Source organism: candidate division TA06 bacterium, assembly GCA_016208585.1.
Taxonomy (GTDB): Bacteria; Edwardsbacteria; AC1; order AC1; family EtOH8; genus UBA5202.
This window is the reverse complement of the sequence record JACQXR010000075.1, coordinates 1-22,218: the sequence shown is the minus strand read 5'-3', so window position 1 is coordinate 22,218 and position 22,218 is coordinate 1. Positions and strand designations below refer to the sequence as shown.

Annotated in this window: 14 protein-coding genes; 12 read left to right on the top strand and 2 right to left on the bottom strand. The window is 50.7% G+C overall.

Features of this window, described 5'->3' with window-relative positions:
• Positions 1–438: 438 nt before the first annotated feature.
• Both HY768_05810 and HY768_05805 read right to left on the bottom strand, forming a co-directional pair.
• Positions 439–1,521 (bottom strand): divergent polysaccharide deacetylase family protein, encoded by a 1,083-nt coding sequence (locus HY768_05810; GenBank protein ID MBI4726724.1) that lies wholly within the window; start codon positions 1,519–1,521, stop codon positions 439–441.
• 2 nt (positions 1,522–1,523) lie between these two features.
• On the bottom strand, positions 1,524–4,991 hold the full coding sequence (locus tag HY768_05805) for an alpha-amylase (protein MBI4726723.1): 3,468 nt from the start codon (positions 4,989–4,991) through the stop codon (positions 1,524–1,526).
• Positions 4,992–5,102: 111 nt separating this feature from the next.
• Between HY768_05805 and HY768_05800 the strand changes: the two genes are divergently transcribed.
• The 12 genes from HY768_05800 to HY768_05745 all read left to right on the top strand — a co-directional run.
• Entirely contained in the window at positions 5,103–5,642 is a 540-nt protein-coding gene (locus HY768_05800) for a transposase (protein ID MBI4726722.1), read from the top strand.
• A gap of 139 nt (positions 5,643–5,781) precedes the next feature.
• A complete protein-coding gene (locus HY768_05795) occupies positions 5,782–6,762 on the top strand; it encodes a MoxR family ATPase (GenBank protein ID MBI4726721.1) in 981 nt (326 codons plus the stop codon).
• A gap of 116 nt (positions 6,763–6,878) precedes the next feature.
• Positions 6,879–7,352: a hypothetical protein gene (locus HY768_05790; GenBank protein ID MBI4726720.1), complete on the top strand. Its 474-nt coding sequence runs from the start codon at positions 6,879–6,881 to the stop codon at positions 7,350–7,352.
• Between the two features lie 152 nt (positions 7,353–7,504).
• Complete coding sequence (locus HY768_05785; protein MBI4726719.1) at positions 7,505–8,806, top strand: hypothetical protein; 1,302 nt, start codon at positions 7,505–7,507, stop codon at positions 8,804–8,806.
• A 160-nt stretch (positions 8,807–8,966) separates the two neighbouring features.
• The gene (locus HY768_05780) at positions 8,967–11,450 is read left to right on the top strand and encodes a glycogen/starch/alpha-glucan phosphorylase (protein ID MBI4726718.1); all 2,484 of its coding nucleotides are present in this window, start codon (positions 8,967–8,969) and stop codon (positions 11,448–11,450) included.
• Between the two features lie 87 nt (positions 11,451–11,537).
• Entirely contained in the window at positions 11,538–13,322 is a 1,785-nt protein-coding gene (locus HY768_05775; GenBank protein MBI4726717.1) for a M3 family oligoendopeptidase, read from the top strand.
• Between the two features lie 1,119 nt (positions 13,323–14,441).
• Positions 14,442–15,452 (top strand): T9SS type A sorting domain-containing protein, encoded by a 1,011-nt coding sequence (locus HY768_05770; protein MBI4726716.1) that lies wholly within the window; start codon positions 14,442–14,444, stop codon positions 15,450–15,452.
• Positions 15,439–16,203 (top strand): hypothetical protein, encoded by a 765-nt coding sequence (locus HY768_05765; GenBank protein MBI4726715.1) that lies wholly within the window; start codon positions 15,439–15,441, stop codon positions 16,201–16,203. Before HY768_05770 ends, HY768_05765 begins: the two co-directional genes overlap by 14 nt.
• 103 nt (positions 16,204–16,306) lie before the next feature.
• Positions 16,307–17,722 carry a T9SS type A sorting domain-containing protein gene (locus tag HY768_05760; protein MBI4726714.1) on the top strand — a complete coding sequence of 472 codons (1,416 nt, stop codon included), beginning with the start codon at positions 16,307–16,309 and terminating at the stop codon, positions 17,720–17,722.
• Positions 17,723–17,733: 11 nt separating this feature from the next.
• Complete coding sequence (locus HY768_05755) at positions 17,734–19,386, top strand: PD40 domain-containing protein (protein MBI4726713.1); 1,653 nt, start codon at positions 17,734–17,736, stop codon at positions 19,384–19,386.
• Positions 19,383–20,351, top strand: a complete 969-nt coding sequence (locus HY768_05750; GenBank protein ID MBI4726712.1) for a PD40 domain-containing protein — start codon at positions 19,383–19,385, stop codon at positions 20,349–20,351. The genes HY768_05755 and HY768_05750 overlap by 4 nt, the downstream gene beginning before the upstream one ends.
• A 19-nt stretch (positions 20,352–20,370) precedes the next feature.
• A partial coding sequence (locus HY768_05745) for a S8 family serine peptidase (protein ID MBI4726711.1) occupies positions 20,371–22,218 on the top strand: 1,848 nt, incomplete at its 3' end.

Here is a 22,218-nt window from a genome sequence, read left to right as displayed (position 1 = left end):
ATCCCGTCGGACGCAAAATATCAAATGAAGAAATTGCCCGGGTCAACCTTAAGCCCGAAAGATTTCATGGAGAATGGAATTATACAATTTACCCGAGCCTCAATAATAACTTGTAAAGCTTATTTATTTACAGCTACTTAATATTGTCTTTGCGGTATTCTGCCTGGTATATTTTACGTTTTTTGGTGTTCATTTTTAAAGTTCCATAAAATAGGGCTTTGTTATCTTCCCGTTTATGGTAGTTGGTATGAGGTTGTTTCCGGCCAAGTGCTTCTTTATCTTCTCCGCCACCTGATCCGCCGTGGAGGACTTTGGAGCTTCCTCTTCAAAGAAAGCGGATAAAAGAAATATATTGAGGCTCAAATAACAGGGTTTCTATACTTGCGTTACAACAATCTACAAAGATTACTTGCTACAACCTCCTTTAACAGATACCTTTCATTGGCTGATCTTGGAGACCGAAGGAAAATCAACTTCCTTTTTTGTTTTTTCTCCCACCGTCTCTTTAAGGGCCTTGATAAAAGCCGGGCTGGCCGGGGCCAGGACAACATACCGGCCCTTTTCCCGGCAGGCGGCCAGTGCTTTATTCAATTGTGCAGCGATCGAAGCGCGTGAATTCTTGCCGTCAATGATCAGGTCCGGTTTTACATACCGGCATTCCATTTGTCCGGTCAGCTCTGAGGCCAGAGAACGGGCCGTGGGCTGCGGTTCCATGAATAGTAGGTTCTTTTGCAGACAATATTTCAGCACTTGGTCGCAGACCCGGGAATCCTCAAGCGCCCGGGAACCAGCCACGGCATAAAAGCCGGCGGCCTGGGGATAAAGTTTTAAAGCCTGATCCATCTTGTTTCTGATCTTAAGATCCGAGTCATCCACCAAGATCGTGCCGGGGCCGGGATCCTGCCGGGGATATCCCTTGGGTTCCAGAGGCAGGGCCGCCAGAACAGTTTTGGCGATATTTCTGACGGCAGACCTGATTATCAAGGTTGCTGCCTGCGGACAATTCAAAAATTCCCGGGCGGTCTTTGAATCCTGGGGCGGCCAGTCGTAAATTACGATCGTCATCTGCGGTTTGGGAACGGCCGCGATAATTTCTGTTACTTTTCTTTTAACCAGGATATTTACCGTCCGGGTATTCTGAAAAGCATAACTCAATTTCAGCGTTTGTTTCTTGCTGTCTTCCTCGGCCGCCACGGGCTTAAGTCCGCAGGATTTGGCCATCCGGCTCAGGCGCAGGTTCAGCAGGATATAAGATTTGTCTTTGCCGGCCGCTATCTGATAATATGTCCCGGAATCGGGAGGGGCGGACGATCGTTTGACGAACAGGCTGTCGTCCTTTAACCCCGTCAAAGAATCGTTAAATGCCTCCAGTCCTCCGGCCTCCCGGCAGAATGATGAAGAGCCGGGCCAGGCGATTCTCGCGCCGCCGCTCCGCCATAACTTTATGACCATGGCGGCGGCGATAATAGCCGCCAAGGCCAGCATCGTGCCCGTGAATTTATTTTTTGCTTTTCTCGCCATCGTCAGATCAGGCTCATAAATTTGTTGAAATCATAACCGGATTCTTCGGACGCCTGAGCATACTTCAAAGCAACGTTGAAGATTCGTAACAGTCGCCTGGAGGCCTTGAAGCCCGGCTCTTCCCCCACAACCGAGATCACCGTTAGCCAGTATAATAGAATCAGAAACTTTTCCCGGTTAAACCACAATATATCATGGTACCGGTTGCATCCCAGGAATTCCTGCACCCGGGGACGGTTCAAATACAATTTAAACTGAGAATTGTCTTCCATCAAAGTCTTGGTGTTTAGGCCGGGGCAGGGCAGATTTTCCCACAGTAAAAACATTTGAGATGAAACATCACGGTTCACGCCCCCGGCCCGCAGGGACTCTACGGCCTTTTTCCCAAACAACTCGCGGGAAGCAATGTCTCCCAAGCCTTGCCGGAGTGTGTTTTGCAGCAAACCGGCGTATAAAAACTTAAACCCGGCATCATTCAGTAATGTAAACAATAATTCAGCCTCGGGAACAGCTTTTAAATATTTTCGCCCGCCGTGCGAGGCTCTGATATTTTTAAGATCAGGCCCGTTAATTAGACGGGAGAGCAACCTGATCTTATCCTTCGCCTGCCGGTCGATGTCTCCGGTTGCAGCTAACGGCCCGTTCACCTTTTCGGCCTCGCTAAAATATCTTTTTAAAGCCGCTCTTTGTTGTTGCTCCAGTGCGGCCTGCCGTTCCGGGAGCTTAAAATATTCCCGGCCGAGATCCGCCGCCGCCAAAGGCCGGAAAAGCTCCGTCACTTCTTTAATGACCGCCTCCAGCTTCAGTTCCCAGAGAGCCCGGCCCAGGTCCGGCACGCCCCGGCCCGACAAATGCCGGCACAGTCTTCCGTATTCTTCACTATCCACTTTCCGGAAAGAGGAGAATAAATTGTACTGATACCCCTGCAGGCGGAAATACAACCCTTTTTCCAAAAGTTCACCAGCCGGTTTGATGTACTCCAGGCCGGAAGCTTCGTCCTTAAATATATACCAGCCTTCCGTCGTCAGATGTAAACGTTGGGCCAGGCTGCTTTTGCTCGGGAAACTGTCGTTTTCGTCATGACGCTGCCGTACCGTTTCCTTTATCCATCCGGCGGCCCGTTGATACCGGTTGTTGTAGATGAACAGTACCCTTTCCTGTCCTCGCCCGTTGGAGTAGGCGAAAATATCTGAATGGATGTGACCCTGGTCCGAAACCGCATCATAGAAGGCGAATTGTTCCACCCCGCTGAACAGATAGCGTTTTTTCAGCAGGGGAAAAATCTCCCGTTGATGACGTTCCATCAGTCCTTGGTCTTCGGTTTCGTTTTGATAGGCCCGGCCGTATTCCATGCCGTACTTTTCGCCAAAACCCTCCAGCTGGCCGTGGCCGAACAGAGGCAGGCCCGGCAGGGTGGACATCATGGCGCAGACCCCGAAATACTTGTCGCCCTTGCCGAAGTGGACGGCGGCCGGCTCTTCGTCGGGGTTGCTGACGAAGTTCACAAACCGTTTCAGGATCTCGGGATTGAACTCCAGTACGTTTTTAATCACCGTACGGTAATTGGAGTTTTCCTCCTGCTTCAGCATGTTCATGAAGGCGCTGTTGTAGACCCGGTGCATTCCCAGGGTCCGCACGAAAAATCCCTCCATCAGCCAAAAGGCCTCGGCCAGCAACAGGGTCTGGGGGACTTCCCTGGCGATGTGATCCACCACAGTCCGCCAGAACTCGGCCGGAAAGGCCCGGTCGAATTCCTGGCGGGACAGACCCTGGCCGGAACGGGAGGGGATGTCGCCGCCCGAACCGGGTTCCGGGAACCACAGCCGCTGGTAGTGGCGCTTGGCCAGGGTCATAGCCGCATCAAAGCGGATGATGGAGGAATAGCGGGCCACTTTTAAGATCTGCCCCAGCACCGCCTCCCGCACCGCAGGCAGCAGAAAGTTCAATTGGGCGGTGTCGTTCCAGGGAAGATGGGTGCCGTCGTTTCCGTGGTAGATGTAGCGGGCCTCTCCGGACCTCCGGTCCACCCGTTTGAAGACCACCGCCGCATCTCGTCGGCTCCAGTATCCGTCCTCTATGAAAAGCCCGACGGCCGGGTCTTCCGAAAGGTCGGGGCCGTTGAAGGCGTAGCCGGGAAAGGGCGGTTGGGGGGTTTGAATGAACCATTCGGGATGTTCCACCACCCACCGGGAATATATGCCGGTATGATTGGGCACCATGTCCACCGCCAGCCTTATCCCGTATCTCTGGGCCCGTTCCTTCAGGTTCCAATAGGCCGGGTCGCCGCCCAGCTCAAGGGAGATGGAATAGTCATACAGCGAGTAAGCCGAGGCCAAAGCCTCCTGGTTGCCGGACATCTGCTTGATCCGGCGGGAGGCCGGGCTGCGCTGCCAGATGCCGATTAGCCACAGGGAGTTGAAACCCCGCCGGGCCAGCAGTTCCAGTTCCCGGTCGGGGACCTGATCCAGAGTGGTTATTGGAAATCCGTATTTCTGCGAAAGCTGGAAAAGCCAGACCGGCACGTTTTTGGCTATCATCACCACGTTAGGCATCCAGTCCAGGTCCGGAGAAAAAGCTTTTGGCTCGTGGTCCGGACCGTCTTTGGCGCCCGGGGAAAGACGTCTGAAATCGAGCACCGGTGACGGCCCCGGCCCGCCGCCTCTCATCTTTTCTTCTTCTTTAATTATATCCAAAGCCAGCAGGAGTCTCTGGAACAACCGGTCCAGTATCTCTGCCGGAAGGATATTCAGCCAATAGCGCTTGATGTAATTAAGCTGATCCGTCAAAGAATGGGGATGGGCTTTGGCCGGAGCCAGCAGCAACTCCATCAGGTTCTGGTTGAACGGACCGAACCCGGGCTGGCCGGAGAAGAATGTTTTCAGGGCCTCGATCAATTCAGGATACCGGCTGTTTTGCCGCAGCGGCTGGTCGCCAAATAATTCGCCAAACGGCTCCAGTGCCGGGTTCTGGTTGGCCACCCACAGCAACAACATTTCTTCCAAAGATGTCTCTTTGTGCGGTGCCTTGACGGCGCTGTCCTTAAGATATTCGTGGGGCGTGATCTGGCGGCGGTGCACCAATAGCGGGGGAAAGGTTTTGATGAATTCGGTCAGACAGCCGCTTGTGTCAGCCGGGGAAAGGTCTTGGTCGAGGTGCGCCAGCGCCTGGGTAAACACTTTCTGGTTTATCCTGGCCCGGTACTGGGCAATCACATAGTGCTGCAGCTCGTCGATCAACCCCATGGCGGCCAGTTGCCCGACTGTGATCTTGGTCCCGGCCCGGTTCATTTCATGTGCCAATTGCCGGGCAGCGCCGAAGTCAGCCAGGATCACGTTCCCGGAAAAGGAAAAAAGCCATTCGTCGCAGTCGTATTTCTTTCTGGCGGCCGCCGAGATATGGAACTCATAGCCGGGATGCGGTCCGGAGTATCTGCCTATCGGCGGCAGTATTATTTTAGTTTTGCTCTTCATAAATCAATGGTTGTCTCTGATGGAAATATATTTCAATATGGCTTTGTTGCGTGAATAAGGGGTAATTTGGTATAATCTAGCCAAGATTAATGAACCGAAGGGGGCCAGAAGGTGAAAACATCACGTAACAACCGAAAAGGAATCATCTCTAAAACCAAGAAAAAAGCACGGTATAAAATGGAGCCCCACGGGCAAAGCCCGTGGTTCCTTTCCCTAGGTTACCCCGCCAGTGGCGGGGTTGGCCAGAAGGTGAAAACATCGCTCAACAATCAAAAAGGCATCACACATAAAACCAAGAAAAAGGCCCGGTATAAAATAAAAAACTGGCCGGCCTATAATGAAGCGTTAAAACAACGGGGTAGTATGACTGTTTGGATCAGTGATGATATAGTTTCCGGTTGGTATTATCGCGGCCCGCAGCGGCAAGGCGGACGATTAGTCTATTCGGACGTAGGCATTGAAACTGGACTGAAGCTCAAAGGGATATACCATTTGCCATTGCGCCAAACCCAGGGATTTGTCAATTCCCTCTTTAAAGCGCTGGGCGTGCCAATAACATCGCCTGACTACACCCGGTTTTCACGGCGCGGGGCAACCGTATTATACCTTATTTTAGGGATAAAGCAATCTGTTTTTACGGAAATTTCCTGATTTTGGTTTCCTGACTTTATGATTGACATATGGCATTTAAATCTGATAAACTATTAGAGAGTTTGATGCTTAGATATTTTCAGCTTTGGATTTTGCCAAAGTTGAGTAGGTCAATAACAACTTGGGAGCAACAGCCATCTTGGACAAAAAAAACGACCTCCAGGCGGTGGAAAGCCTGGCCCTGGCCAAAAAACAGATCGCGTCCGAACTGTCCAAGGTCATCGTGGGACAGCAGCCTGTGATCGAGGAGCTTTTGACCGCCCTGCTTTGCGGCGGCCACGTGCTTTTGGTGGGCGTGCCCGGCCTGGCCAAGACCCTGATGATCAACACCCTGGCCCAAAGCCTGAACCTGAGCTTCAACCGCATTCAGTTCACCCCGGACCTGATGCCCTCGGACATCACCGGGACGGATATAATTGAGGAGGAACAGGGCAGCCGCAAACGGTTCTTCAAATTCCTGAAAGGCCCGGTGTTCGCCAACATCGTGCTGGCCGACGAAATCAACCGCACCCCGCCCAAGACCCAGGCCGCCCTACTCCAGGCCATGCAGGAGCGAAAGGTCACGGCCGGGGGCAACACCTTTATTCTGGACGAGCCCTTTTTCGTGCTGGCCACCCAGAATCCCATAGAACAGGAGGGCACCTATCCCCTGCCCGAGGCCCAACTGGACCGCTTCATGTTCAATACTTTGGTGGATTACCCCTCGGCCGCAGAGGAGGCCCAGATCGTCAAAAGCACCACCTCCGCCTATCAGGCCAGCATCCAGCCGGTGCTCTCTGCCTCCGAGATTGTGGCCCTGCAGCAATTAGTGCGCCGGGTGCCGGTAGCCGATAGCGTGGTGGAATTCGCGGTCAGCCTTTGCCGCCGCACCCGCCCCAAGACTGTTAAGTCGCCGGATTTCGTCAAGGAGTACGTGGCCTGGGGTGCCGGGCCCCGCGCTTCACAGTATCTGATCCTGGGCGCCAAGGCCCGGGCCATCCTGGACGGCCGCCTGGCCCCGGGGATAGACGATGTGAAAGACCTGGCCCTGTCGGTCTTAAGGCACCGGATCATCACCAACTTCAGCGCTGAGGCCGCCGGGGTGGATTCGGTGGAGATCATCAACCGGCTGCTGGGATGATATTTCCCACAAAAGGCACAAAAATCACAAATACTCAAATCATATTCTAACTTCAATATTCTGTATCCAGTGAATAATGCAAATCTCAAATTGAAAATTGCATAATGGAGTGAACGATGAGGATATTAATAGCCTTTTACAGCCGCACCGGGTTCACCAAAAAGGCCTGCCTGGAGCTGGCCCAAAAGCTGGGAGCAGACACCGAAGAGATAGTGGACACCACGAGCCGCAAGGGCGCCATCGGCTGGCTGTACGCCGGGCGGGACGCGATCCGCAAGATTTCCACCACCATCGGCCCGCTGCAGAAGGACCCGGCAGCCTATGACCTGGTGGTGTTGGGCACGCCGGTCTGGGCCTGGACCCTGACCCCGGCCATCAGGGCCTATCTGGAGCAGAACAAGGGAAAGATCAAGCAGGCCGCCTTTCTCTGCACCATGGGCGGCTCGGGGGACGATGGGGCCTTCAGGGGCATGGAAAAACTGCTGGGCCAAAAGCCTTTGGCCACTTTGGCGTTGAAGACCAAGCAGGTGGCTGGGAACCAGTATGCCGGAGAAATTGATGAATTCACAGCCGGGATACAAAGGAACTGATACTGTTATTCATATACTCTATTCAGTATCAGGTATCCACTATACAGTAGAGCGCACAATATTAAACGTTAGGTAATTAATGAACTGTGAACGGAAAACGCCAAACGCTAAACTGTGGGCCCCGTAATCCGTAATCCAATATCTAAAGAACTATGCCGGCACAAGAAGGCGCCAAGCGGGCCTGGGTGGTCTCGGTGGACATGGGCTACGGCCACCAGCGGGCCGCCTATCCGCTGAATGCAATAGCCAACGAGGGGATCATCATCGCCAACAACGACCAGATGATCTCGCCCCGGGAGCGCAACATCTGGGAATGGAGTCGGATCGGCTACGAAACGGTCTCGCGGCTTAAATCCATTCCCGGCATCGGCAAGTTCCTCTTCGGGCTGTACGACAGTCTGCAGGCCATCGCCCCGTTCTATCCCTTTAAGGTGGACTTCCGGCCGACCCCCATGGTGCGGCGGGTGAAAAAGATGATCGAGAAATGGGGGCTGTGTTCCAGCCTGATCGATTACATCAAAAAGGAAAGCTTGCCCTTCATCGCCACCCATTTCATTCCGGCCCTGGCCGCCGATTATCTGGGACTGCCGCGGGTCTTCTGCGTCATCACCGACACCGACATGAACCGGGTCTGGGTCAGCAAGAACCCGGCCGAGTCCAAAATAACTTATCTGACCCCTTCCCGCCACGCTACCATGCGCCTGCGGCAGTATGGTGTACCCGAAGATCGGATAATCATGACCGGCTTTCCCCTGCCCCGGGAAAACATCGGGGGACGGGATCAGGCCGTCTTAAAGCACGACCTGCTGGAGCGATTGCCCACGTTGGACCCCAACAATAAATTCATCTCGGTCTACCGCGAGGTGATCAAAAAATATCTGGGCGACGTCAAGGAAAAGAGCAAACGCCCGGTGACCCTGTGCTACATGGTGGGCGGGGCCGGGGCCCAGTCCGAGATCGGCATCACCATCGTCCGGGCGCTTAAAAACAAAATTGACCAGGGCAAGCTGAAGCTTTTGCTGGTGGCCGGCACCCGGCTGGACGCGGCCAGCTACTTCAAGAAGGAATTGGAAGGGCTGGGCTGCGACTGCCTGGGCCGCTCCGGCATCAAGGTGATCTACGGCCTGGACAAGCGGGCTTATTTTTCGGCCATCAACCAGGAACTGCACGAGACCGACATCATCTGGACCAAGCCCTCGGAGATGTCTTTCTACACCGCGCTGGGCCTGCCCATCATCATCGCCCCGCCGGTGGGGGCCCACGAAAAATTCAACCAGGAATGGCTGGAACACATTGGCTCGGGCTTTTTGCAGGAGGACCCCCGCTATGTGGACCAGTGGCTGTTCTACGTGCTGGAGAGCGGGCGCTACGCCGAGGCCGCCTGGCACGGGTTCATGAACGCGCCGAGTTTGGGAACGTACAACATTGAGGATGTGCTGTTCGGAACTCCCTGATATAGCTTTTGTTATCAAAGGACCTGCACTATCTAAGCGGCGCCACATACGACAATCTGACCGCTCAAATCATTGAAATCAAATGCATGCTCATCGCCTTCATCAAAAAACTGAAAAGCTGAAAGCATAGAGCTTATAGCTAACAGCAACAAGGACACCGATGCCTGAAAACGGAAAAAACAATTCCTACCCCGTCTCCCGGCAGGGCCTGGACAAGAATTCCATCAAGCGCTCGTTCGGGGACAACCTGACCTTTGCCCTGGCCAAGGACAAATATTCGGCCACCGAGCGGGACTACTTCAACAGCCTGGCCCTGACAGTGCGGGAACGGCTGGTGGAGCGCTGGATCAAGACCCAGCAGGCCTACTACCACAGCGACGCCAAAAGGGTCTACTACCTCTCGCTGGAATTTTTGATCGGCCGGCTGCTGGGCAACAATCTGCTGAATCTCCAGATGGGCGAGGCGGCCCACGACGCCATGGCCGACCTGGGCCTGGACCTGGAACAGCTGGAGGATTTTGAATGGGACGCGGGACTGGGCAATGGCGGGCTGGGGCGGCTGGCCGCCTGTTTCCTGGATTCCATGGCCACCTTGGAACTGCCGGCCTACGGCTACGGCATCCGCTACGAGTACGGCATATTTTCCCAGAAGATACTAAACGGCCAGCAGGTGGAAACGCCCGACAACTGGCTGCGTTACGGTAACCCCTGGGAACTGGCCCGGCCAGAGTTTTTGTATCCGGTAAAGTTTTACGGGCGGGTGGAGCAAGTTGCCCGGCCCGGCGGCCGGCCCCGCTTTGAATGGAAGGACGGCCAGGATGTGCTGGCCATGGCTTACGACGTGCCGGTGCCGGGCTTCGGCAACCAGACGGTGAACACCCTAAGGCTTTGGTCCGCCAAGTCCACCCGGGAGTTTGACCTTAACTACTTCAACAGCGGAGATTATGTGGCGGCGGTGGAGCAGAAGAACCAGAACGAGAATATTACCCGGGTGCTTTATCCCAGCGACAACGTTTATCAGGGCCGGGAACTCCGGCTGAAGCAGGAATACTTCTTCGTCTCGGCCACCCTGCAGGACGCCATCCGGCGCTACAAGAAAACCAATCCCGATTTCGGCGCCTTCGCCCAGAAGACCGCCTTTCAGCTCAACGACACCCACCCGGCCATAGCCATTCCCGAGCTGATGCGGCTTTTGATGGACGGGGAAGGGCTGGTATGGGAAGCGGCCTGGAGCCTGTCCAGCCAGGTGTTCGGCTACACCAACCACACCGTGATGCCCGAGGCGTTGGAACATTGGCCTGTTTCCATGATGGCCAATTTGCTGCCGCGCCATATGCAGATAATCGAGGAGATCAACCGTCGTTTTTTAAACGAGGCGGCTCAAAAATACCCCGGCGACCAGGCCAAACTTAAATCCCTGTCCATAATCGGCGACGGCCCCGATCCCCAGGTGAAAATGGCGCATCTGGCCATAGTGGGCAGCCATTCGGTGAACGGGGTGGCCGAGTTGCATACCCGGATTTTAAAAAACACCGTGTTTCCGGATTTCAATTTGTTTTTCCCGGGCAAATTCAACAACAAGACCAACGGCATCACTCCCCGGCGCTGGCTCAATGCCTGCAACCGGGACCTGGCCGATTTGATCTCTAAAAAAATAGGGAACGGCTGGATAAAAGACCTGACCCAGCTAAAAAAACTGGAGCCTTTTGCCGATGACGTGCTGTTCCGGGAAAAATGGCAGGTGGTCAAGCGCTCCAACAAGATCCGGCTGGCCGAATACATCCGCCGCCACAACGGGATTGAAGCGCCGGTGGACTCGCTGTTTGACTGCCAGGTGAAAAGGATGCACGAGTACAAGCGGCAGCTGCTGAACATCATGGGCGTGATCGCCCGCTATCAGGAGATCAAACAGAACCCCAAAGGCAACCATGTTAAGCGGACCGTGGTCTTTGCCGGCAAGGCCGCCCCCAGCTACTTCATGGCCAAGCTGGTCATCCGGCTGATAAACTCTGTGGCCCAGACGGTGAACCACGACCCGGAAGTGGGCCAAAATTTGAAGGTGGTATTTCTGGCCAACTACGGGGTCAGCCTGGCCGAACTGATTGTCCCGGCCGCCGACCTTTCCCAGCAGATCTCCACCGCCGGGATGGAGGCCTCGGGCACCGGCAACATGAAGTTCGCCCTGAACGGCGCGCTGACCATCGGCACTCTGGATGGCGCCAACGTGGAGATCATGGAGGAAGTGGGCCCGGACAACATCTTCATCTTCGGCCTTAAGGCCGACCAGGTTTCGGAGCTGCGGCAGCAGGGCTACGATCCTAAAAAATATTATGATTCCGACCCCCGGCTTAAAAAAGTAGTGGAGATGGTGGCCGGAGGGTATTTTTCGCCGGAGGAGCCCGGACTGTTCCGGCCGCTGGTTGAGAATCTGCTGAACCAGGGCGATCGTTATATGCTGATGGCCGATTTTGCCGATTATCTGCGCTGCCAGCGCGAAGTGGACCAAACGTTTTTACAGCCCGATCTTTGGCTCAAAAAATCCATTTACAACGTGGCCCGGATGGGCAAGTTTTCCAGCGACCGCTCTATTGCCCAGTATGCCGGAGAAATTTGGAAGGTTCATCCCGTTAAAGTGACCGAGTGAAATTTTAACTTCAGCAATTAACCGAACTCTAACAACCGGTTTAGAATTTAGCGCTTTGAATTTAGAAATCTTTAGGGAGCAATCGCCATGTCCAAACAGGAAATGCTGTGGAACTTGAATAACATCGTAGGCCGGGGAAAATTTGATGAGTTTTTTAATGCCGCCGAAAAAAACATTGCGAAGCTGGGTGACTACCTTAAAGCTCTGTCTCCGGGCATGCCTGAAGAAAGCTTCCGCCGGATGACGGCCTTTACCGAAAAACTCAAGGAGGACATCAACCGCCTGAGCTCCTACGGCTCCCTTTGGGTGTCGGCGGACATCAATTCCCAGGATGCCCGGCTTTACAAGTCCCGGGCCCAGGACCTGATGGTCAGCCACACCCAGGCCCTGATCCCCATCACCCAGTGGCTGATGGGCAAGCCGGTGGAAGGCCTGGGCCGGCTGGATGACGCCAACGCCCAAAGGCTTTTTAAGGCAGTGCCCGATCTGGAATACGTCCTGTCCTATCAGCGCCTGGGGGCGGTCCACACCCTGGAACAGGAGGTGGAAAAAGTAATGGCCCGCAAGAAGGTCACCGGGGCCGATCCCCTGACTGAGCTTTACAGCCTGGTCAGCGACGGCTTTGAATACCGCTTCAAGCCCAAGGGGAAAAAAGAAAAAGTATTCAAGACCCAGAGCCGGATCCGGGCTTACTTTTACAGTTCCAACCCGGCCGAACGCCAAGCCGCCTACCAGGCTCTTTTCAAACCCTATCAGGACAACATCTCCAAATTCTACGTCATCTATCAGGCTCTGGCCAAGGACTGGGACCAGGATGCCAGGGACCGCCAATTCAATTCGGCGGTGGCCATGCGCAATTTTTACAACCAGGTTCCGGACCAGGCCATCGAAACCCTGTTGCGGGTAAGCTCTGATAATGTCGGAATCTATCAGGAATATTTTAAGGTAAAGGCCCGCCTGCTGGGGGTAAAACAGTTGCAACGCTATGACATCTACGCTCCGCTGGAAAGACAAAAGGCCAAAATCCCATTTGACCGGGCCAAAACCCTGGTGTTGGAGACCTTCAAGGAGTTTTCCCCGGCCCTGGCCCAAAACGCCCGGCAGATCTTTGAAGCCGGTCATATTGACAGCCACCCCCGGCCGGGAAAGGAATCGGGGGCCTTTTGCGCCATGGTCGCCCCCAAAATAACCCCTTACATCCTGCTGAACTATTCCGGCGACAATTCCTCGGTGATGACCATGGCCCACGAGCTTGGCCACGGGGCCCACGACCTGTATGCCTCGGCCCATTCCGTCTCGTCCGCCGAAACCACCCTGCCCCTGGCCGAGACCGCCTCCACCACCGCCGAGATGCTGGTCTTTGAAAGACTGCTGTCCCAGGCCAAATCGGACAAGGAAAAGCGGGCCATGCTGCTGGAAAAGATCGGGGATTCCTACGCCACCGTGATGCGCCAGGCCTATTTCGTCAAGTTTGAGATCGCCGCCCACCGGCTTCTGCTCCAGGGCGCCAGGGAAAGCCAGCTCTCCGGCCTTTACCTGAAGATGCTCAAGGAACAGTTCGGCTCCTCGGTGGACGTAGCAGATGAATTCCGCTGCGAGTGGGCCTACATCCCCCACATATTCAAAACCCCATTCTATTGCTATGCCTACAATTTCGGAGAACTCCTGTCAATGGCCTTGTTCGCCCGTTACAAGCATGAAGGACGCTCCTTCGTGTCCAAGATAGAAAAGATTTTGGCCTACGGCGGATCGCAAAGCCCAGAGCTGATACTGAAACAGGCGGGGATAGACATGTCCTCGGCCTCGTTCTGGCAGGGAAGCTATGATGTGGTCCGGGGCTGGCTGGAGGAATTGAAAAGATTGAGCAAATAGACTGCTCTATATCTTGCACTCTCTGCCGCTTTAGTCTTTGATTTTTCTTGAGATTTCTTCAGATCTGTCTTGGCCCCTATTTTTCTCTTGACAAACGCCCCGGTTTTTGATAGCTTTCTTTCCATGGAAGCTAAGAAAGTGTTATACCACGGGCTGGCTTGCATATTTGACAATAGTAAAGCCTTTGTCCGCAGTTTTGGAACTACGGGCCGGGGCTTTTTGCGTCTTGGGCCAGGCCGGAAAATAATTTTCACTTTTTTCTTTTTCCTATTGACAACTACGGCATCTTATAGTATAATGCCGAGGGTAATGAATTCCGCGGGCTTGCAAACCGTTCCTTAAATTAAGGGGGAGGTTTTAGGCGGCGCATGAAGGTTTATAACAGAAATAATTTATCCGAACATGGCGTGATATCTATCAGGGGGGGGCTTCCCGCCTGCCTGATAGTCGCCTCGGTCCGCCGGATAAGAGATCCGGTTAAACATGGCCCTGGTTTTCTGGCATATGGCTGACATATGCCGGAGGCCGGGGCTATTTGTGTTTTGGGCCAGCGGCCGGGGCTGGCAAACGTAAAATCACCGAAGCAATAATCAAAAAGGAGGTGGTCTATGAAAAGTGTTAAAACCGTAATTCCAGGGGGTCTTTCAAAAACAGAAATTTTGCCAAAGTTCAGTAATGAAAATCCAAAAAATTAATGCAATAATACTTGTGGCAATGCTTTTATTGCCCAGCATTCTTTTTGCCTGGTCAACGCCCTATAACATCTCCAAGAACGACACCACCAAAGTTGCCGATTACGAGCCGGGCATAGCGGTGAATAAAACCGGCAAAATGCATGTGGTATGGGAAGCCTACCGGGCGGATAACGTTTGGGGGCCGCATTGGATAATGTATTCCACTGGTCAAGATACAACCTGGTCAACCCCAATCTGGCTTTCCGGAGATACTCCCAGCGTTTCTTCGCTGGGGCCTAATATAGTATTGGACACAAATGGGAGGCCTTTGGTAGGCTGGCACGACGAGGGCAGCGGCAATATATATTATACCTATTTTAACGGCAGCAGTTGGACAACGCCCCTTGCCATTGCCAGCCAATCAGGCGCACATGGGGGGGTGCGGATGGCGGTGGACAAGCAAAACATGGTTCATGCCGCCTGGCATGTTGATTCTGACACCGGTGGTATCTATTACAGCCGCTGGAACTGGAGCAGTTGGACTGCGCCGGTGGAAATGGCGCCCGACAGCAACATAAAGATGGCCTGGCCAGACATAGCCCTGGACAGCAATAGCTACCCGCATATAATAACCTCAGACTATCGTTCCAGTCTGGGTTATCCCCTGGCATATTTTAGATATAACGGCGCCAGTTGGATAAAAATGGCCAACCCTCCGGACACGTCTACCGGGCAATCATGCTTTCCCCGTATAAGCATTGGATCGAATGATACAGTACATCTGGTTTGGGAGGAAAGGATACCGGGTTCACCAGGCCACTATGTTAGCTTTTATTCTTATGGCAAGAACAATGTTTGGTCAAAGCCGCTTGGATTTATGGACACGATAGAAACACCGACACCTCAGATATTAGTGATCAATAAAAAGGTTTATTGTTTTTTAAACCCCGGCATCGGCAGCTATTTTGTGGGAGTATATCTGACTGTTCGCGACAGCGCTGGACAGTGGTTTTCGCCCCAGCCGCTTACTACAGCCATGCATACCCTTTTAGTGTCGGCCGCCACAAATAACAAAAACATTATTTGTGCCGCCTGGGAACATTTGGATCAAATTGAATACAGCTATGACACGTTAGCGCTTTCAGCTGTACAAGGTAAACCCGTTTCAACAGCGGCAATGCCTCTTATATCCATCTGCAATTTAGCGCCCAATCCGTTCAAAACCAGTTCAAAGCTGAAATACCAACTCAGCCTGCCGGATTTTGTTATTTTAACTATTTACAATATGGCGGGGCAATTGGTCAAATCCCGCAATGTCGGCTATAAAAATGCCGGAACGTATGAATTTACCATCAAAGCCGATACTTCGCTTGTTTCCGGCGTCTATTTTTACAACCTTAAATTAAAAAATCGCGGCCATGCCACACCTTTGAGGAAATTCATTGTTCTTCATTGATTGCATCCATGTTTTACACGATAAATCAACAAAACCAATAACCATCAAAAAGGGGGATCCAAAAATGACAAACAAATTCCTGGCGGTGGTTGTGCTGATAATTTTATCAGCCACCACACTGTGCTATGCCAATCATAGCGCGGTCATTATCACTGGGGACACTCCGAATTCTAAATCCACAAGCGGGGTGCACACCTGGACCAACCATGCCAATGACAATACTACAGAGACAATCACCGCCATCTCTTACAATTATATCGAATTTTGGACTGATACCTATTTAATGTGGGAATTGCTCTACAAAAACAAGTCTTGGCCGACTGACCAGATCTATGTCTTATATGGCAATGGCCTGGATTATAACACATCAAACGAAAGATATCAGGCATCACATAACAATCAAATTAAAATTACAGACTACAGCGCCAATGTTGCCGACGTTGGCAACATATTCACCTCGCTAACCAACGGCAACGCCGCCCAAGGCATTCCCCAAATGACGAATGCCGATTTTTTGTTCTGCTATACCTTCGGCCACGGAGATCAAGTAAGCGGCACTGATGTTCTTATTGCCCTGATGGACGGCACCATGACAGATGCAACTTTCGCCGGTTACGCAAATCCCGTACCATGTTGGTCGCGTGTTTTTTGGATGCAGCAATGTCGTAGCGGAGGTTTTGTAGATAATTTAAAAAGTGAAAAAACGGTTTTAGCAAATGTTTGGCATGGTAATTGCTTCAATATAATATGAGTAAGTATTTGATTGACTAATGCAAATAAGCTGTGATAGACTATACAATGTAAATGCTATGGCAAAACGCACACACTCACAGCTATAAAAAGGAAACCATTCTATGAAAAAAATTATTGCCAGCCTGCCGCTCTTGCTGTTGCCCGTTGTGGCCTTTGCTTGGTCAACGCCATATAACATATCCAAGAACAATACCAGCATAACGGCTATCGCGGACATATCTATTGCAGTTGATAAAGACGGCAAAACGCATGTAGTATGGGAGGCTTGGCGAAGTGATAATTATTGGGGGCCGCATTGGATAATGTATTCTTCTGGCATGGACACCAACTGGTCAACGCCTGTTTGGCTTTCCGGCGATACTCCCAGCGTATCCTCCGCTAGCCCCAACATTGTGATTGATAAAAACGGCAGGCCCTTTGTAGGATGGAGCGATGAAACCAAGGGGCAAATATATTATACTTACCAAAACAGTGGAGCTTGGACCACGCCGCAACCAATAGGCAATGGTTTTTATGGAACACGAATGGCAGTGGACTCACAAAACAATATACATGCCGTGTGGCACGGTGGTGATTATACCGTTTGGTACTGCAAATGGAACTGGACAACTTGGTCTGTTCCATATCAACTTGAAGCAGACAGCAGTATAGATAAAGCCTGGCCCGATATCGCAATTGACAGCAAGGGCAATATCCATGTAGTGGCCATGGAATACCGTTTAAGCCAGGGCGACCCCTTAACTTATTTTATCAACGATGGAACAGGCTGGAGCAAGCAACCAAACCCGCCAGATCCTTCCACCAGTAACTCGTGTTATCCCCGAATTAGTATTGGACTTGATGATACAATCCATTTAGTGTGGGAAGAACGTGATACTGGTTATACTGGTTACTATACCTGTGGTAAGAATAATTTGTGGACAACACCCCGGGTTTTACATGATAGTTTTAATGCTTTCAGCCCACAAGTAGTGGCCGTATATAATAACATATACTGCTTCTGGAATGCAGCAAATGATACTGGCATAGGTATTTATTACGCGAAAAGAGACAGTTCTTCCTCATGGTCAACACCTGAACCACTGATAAAAAACAGGTATACAGGTGCAGTGTGCGCCAGTCTTAATAATTCCGCTAAAATGTTCAGCGTCGCCTGGCGGAATAGCAGTACGGTAGTTTATAGCTGGGATACCGTTTATTTGGGTGGCATGCTTCCCCCACAGGATACAGGCATACATTGGCCGCCGGTTCTGATATTAAAATACGCGCCGAACCCGACCAGGAATAAAATAAAATTAACGTATGAAGTTAGAATCTCCGGTTTTATAAGACTCAATGTATATAATCTTGTGGGGCGGCAAGTATTTGTATCTGACATAGGGTATAAAACCAAAGGACCCCACGTTTATGAATATTACCCCGATTCATCGCTTGCTTCCGGCGTATATTTTTGCCAGATAGTAATGAAAGATGTCGCATATAAAACACCATTGATAAAAATAACACTTATAAAATAAGGGGGTTTAAAATGAAAAAAGTAAATTTATTGGCGGTTACGGTTATCTTGGCGTTAGTAATTGCAATAACCACGCCTCTGCATGCCGAACCAAGCGCTGTAATAATAACCGGCTGCTTGGCCGGTAAATTGGTAACCGAAACTTATGCCGCGGCAAAAGACACCGTTAAGCGCGATGAATTTTGGAACGATTCATATTTAATGTGGGAATTATTTTATAAAAATTACCATTGGCCCGAAAAAAAGGCTAACAATGACTATGATGGAATACATTTTCTTTATGGCAACGGACGAGATTTCCCCAGCACAAGCCCCAGGTATCAACCTCGAATACAGACATATGATTCAGTACAATTAATAACAGATTATCCGGCTTACCGCCAAGACGTAACAAACATATTCAACTGGCTGGCAACAGGGGACAGCGGGCAGGGGATCAAAGCCATGACGGTAAAAGACCCGTTATTTGTTTATACCAGTGATCATGGTGTAGCTGAAGATACTACTGGTGAACATGTCAGCCTTGCTGTTATGGGCACTTTTGACGATAGAATCTTTGATACAACTTTCGCTAGAATGGTAGACCAAATCCCATGTGACCGGAGGGTATTTTGGATGGGGCAATGCTTTAGTGGCGGTTTTATTAACGATTTACAGAACAATAGGACCATTATACATACTGCGTGTAGCAAAACAGAAGTTGCCTGGGTTGCCGATAATAAAACACTTAACGACTCACCGTACCCGGAGATCGAAGTATATAACGGAAAGGGTTACCGCCATGATGAATACAGTTTTCATCTGATTAACAGCTTGAGGGGTTCGGCGATATTTGGCACCAGTTATGACGACCCAGCGCCAGTTGATGCGGATTTAAATTGGGATGGGAAAATATCAGTTTACGAAAGCTGGTTGTATGAGAGGGATCATAAATCAACCCCGGAGACGCCGCAATTCAGCGATATGGGCAATCTGGCATCAAGCACTTTTTTAGAGTACCCTGTTAGGATAATCGATACCGTTAAAAACCAATTCATTGACTTGGGCAACATAAATATTTATAAAATAATGGCGCCTGAAGGCGACAGTTTGACGCAGCTTACATTTAACGGCAGAAACTTTTTCCCAACTTGGAGCCCGGATGGAAAGAGGATTGCTTGGGATACAAGCTATATGGATTCATTGGGTGCTAATGTTATTTGGATAATGGATGCTGATGGCAATAATAAAAAGGATATAAGCCAACATCAGGTTGGGGAGTGGCGAATGCCAGATTGGTATACAGACGGTCGTATCGTACACATTCGCTATCCGGGTGGCAGTACCTTTTCATCTGAAATATTTATTATGGATTCGAGTGGCCAAAATCCTATAAGAATAACCAATAACAATAATACGGATTATTACCCCAAAGTTTCACCCACCGGCACCAAAATATTGTTTAGCTCCCAGGCAGATGGCCAAGCACCCAGGATTTGGGTAGTTAATTCAGATGGCAGCAAGCCGATAAAACTAACAGAAACCGGAGGCGACCACCCCGCATGGTCGCCGGATGGCACAAAAATAGTTTATTGCAACACAGTTGATGGCCGCCTTTGGACTATGAACGCGGACGGAACAAACAAACAACAATTGACTTTTAACTGGTGTAGAAGAACGCCGTGAAAAATATACTCGTTATACTTGCATCCCTTATATTCATATATGGATGCGGGAAAAAGAATCCAACCAATGGCGGCGGCGTGCAGCCGCCGACGGTAATCTATCCTATCATTGATGATAGTCCGGCATGGCACCCCGATGGCAACACAATCGCGTACTTTTCTCTGGGCACAACTTATGTTGATTCGGTCTCTGGCGGGTATAATTTTAGCCAGGACTCATTGGGTATCTGGTTAATTAATATCGATGGTTCAGAAAGAAAGTTTTTACTGCCTGGTGGTAGCCTGCCGGATTGGATCCCGGATGGCAGCAAGTTAGCTTTTAATGGATATGGGACCAAACAGATATTTGTGGCGGATAGTAATGGACAGAATATCGTTCAGCTTACCACGGGCGGGAGAAACTTTTTCCCATCTTGGAGCCCGGATGGTAAAAGGATTGCCTGGGATACAAATTACAATGACTCATTAGGTGCTAATGTAATTTGGCTTATGGATAATTATGGATCGAACAAAAAGGACATAAGTCAACATCAAGTAGGTGAGTGGCGTATGCCCGATTGGTTCCCAGATGGTCGTATCGTTCACATTCGTTATCCAGGTGGTAATGTTTTCTCATCTGAAATATTTATAATGGATTCAAACGGTCAAAATTCATTAAGGCTGACTAATAACTTTTCTACGGATTACAATCCCAAGGTTTCCCCAGATGGCTCCAAAATATCATGGAGTTCCGGCGCTAGTGGAGAAGCTCCACAAATATGGGTGATGAACTCAAATGGTTCCGGTCTTGTTAAACTTACTATCGAAGGCGGAAACGCACCCTGCTGGTCGCCTGACGGCAGCAAAATTGCATATTCATACATTGGTTCAGGCTATGGTCCCCAATGTGGCTCAATCTGGATAATGAACGCCGACGGAACAAACAAGAAACAACTAACCTATAACTGGCGTAGAAGAACGCCGTAACGAAAGGGAGAATAACCCCATGAAAAAGATCGCCGTCATCCTCTTAATCGCCGCACTGGCATTTACCTATGCCGTGGCGCAAACCAATGACTACACCGATGAGGTCTTGGTTAAATTCCTTCCCGGAACAATCCAAATAGGCGCCGTAAATGGGGCCGAGAAGGCAACGTTAAACGATGTCAAATTTTCGCCTTCTGAGATCGGACAGATTCTACAAAACAACGGGGTTATTACAGTATCATTAACATTCCCTAACATCAAAATATCTGACACATTGTACACAGCCGAAGACGGCAGTAAAATAAAATTGTTTGACTTAAGTAATATCTATACGATAAAGCTTGCCGATAAGGCCAAAAGGAATGACCTTATCGCCCAGTTGTCCAAACAACCCGAGGTTTTATATGCCGAGCCTAACGGCATAGCCGTGCCTTATGCAACGCCCGACGACCTACATTATCCATTGCAATGGGGCTTGAACCAGACCAATGACTGCGACATAGACGCACCTGAAGCCTGGGATATTTACAAAGGGAGCAGTTCTATTAAAATCGGCATTATAGACGGCGGGGTTGAAAACTGGCATGTGGATCTATCAGGCAAAGTCAGCGGCGATGCAGGCTGGGGTTGGAGCGGCCATGGATTCCACACGGCCGGTATTGCTGCAGCTAAAACGAATAATGCAATCGGCGTCGCTGGCGTGGATTGGAATGCCCAAATAATTTCACAAAGAATAGATAATACCGATGATGTCGGGATATACCAGGCCATAATGGATGCGGTTAATTCTGGCGCTCATGTTTTGAACAATAGCTGGGGTTTAACCGACGGCAGCGGGAATCCCCGTTATTCAACCACAGTGCGGGGCGCGTTTGCAAACGCGTATAAAATTAACCGGGTCGCTGTAGTTTCTATGGGGAATGACAATAACAATGTTCCTCATTACCCAGCAGCGTTTGGTCAAGGTATTATTGCGGTGGGTGCAACAAACGAAGCAGATGTGCGTGCTACAGGTTGGTCTGGCGGTCAAGGTTCCTGCTATGGCAATCATATTGATGTAACAGCCCCAGGAAATAATATAATAAGCACTGTGCCGTATTCCACATCTTATGGATACTATGATTACATGTCCGGCACTTCCATGTCCGCGCCTTTTGTAACTGGTTTGGCATCGTTGCTCAAAGGTTACAATAGCTCACTTTCAAATGACGACATTGAACAGATTATACGGATTTCGGCGGATGACAAAGGACCTGCTGGATGGGATCAAGAATATGGCACTGGCCGCATCAATGCCCGAAGGGCATTGGAGATGCTTGGTCCCAATTACTGTTTAAATCAATGGTCGGCCAGCGGTGGCTATCAATTTAGTGAAACAGGTGTAATGGATTACCAATTTTATGGTGTTTCTGGTTTAACCGACGGCACAACTTATTGGGCTAAGCGTTCTGAAGTCCGGGTTTCCGTATCTTTCCCGGCAAATTTCACTGCAGTTCCGTTGATGTGGGGTCGAGGCGTTGGAAGCAATGGTTTTTCAAGCGCTAACGCTAATTTCGGGCTTCCGTACTGCGAAGTAGTTCCAGGCACACAAACCGCGACGGGTTGTCAATTGCGAACATATATCTATCATGTTTATGTAAAGCCAACAGGCCAGGAAGTAGGCTGGTTCCCGTATTCGAATCCAGCCAGTGCAGTTTTTCAGTATACCGTTTTAGGGCCATATTTAGCGCCCACGTCTGCCACCATAAGCGGCTATTATGATCCCAATGCAACTGCAAAAGGTCCCATTGGTTACACATTCCTTAATTGGGGTTGCACTAAAGGCACCTACCCTGTTACTTACACGCTCCAAGTAAAAGAACCTTAT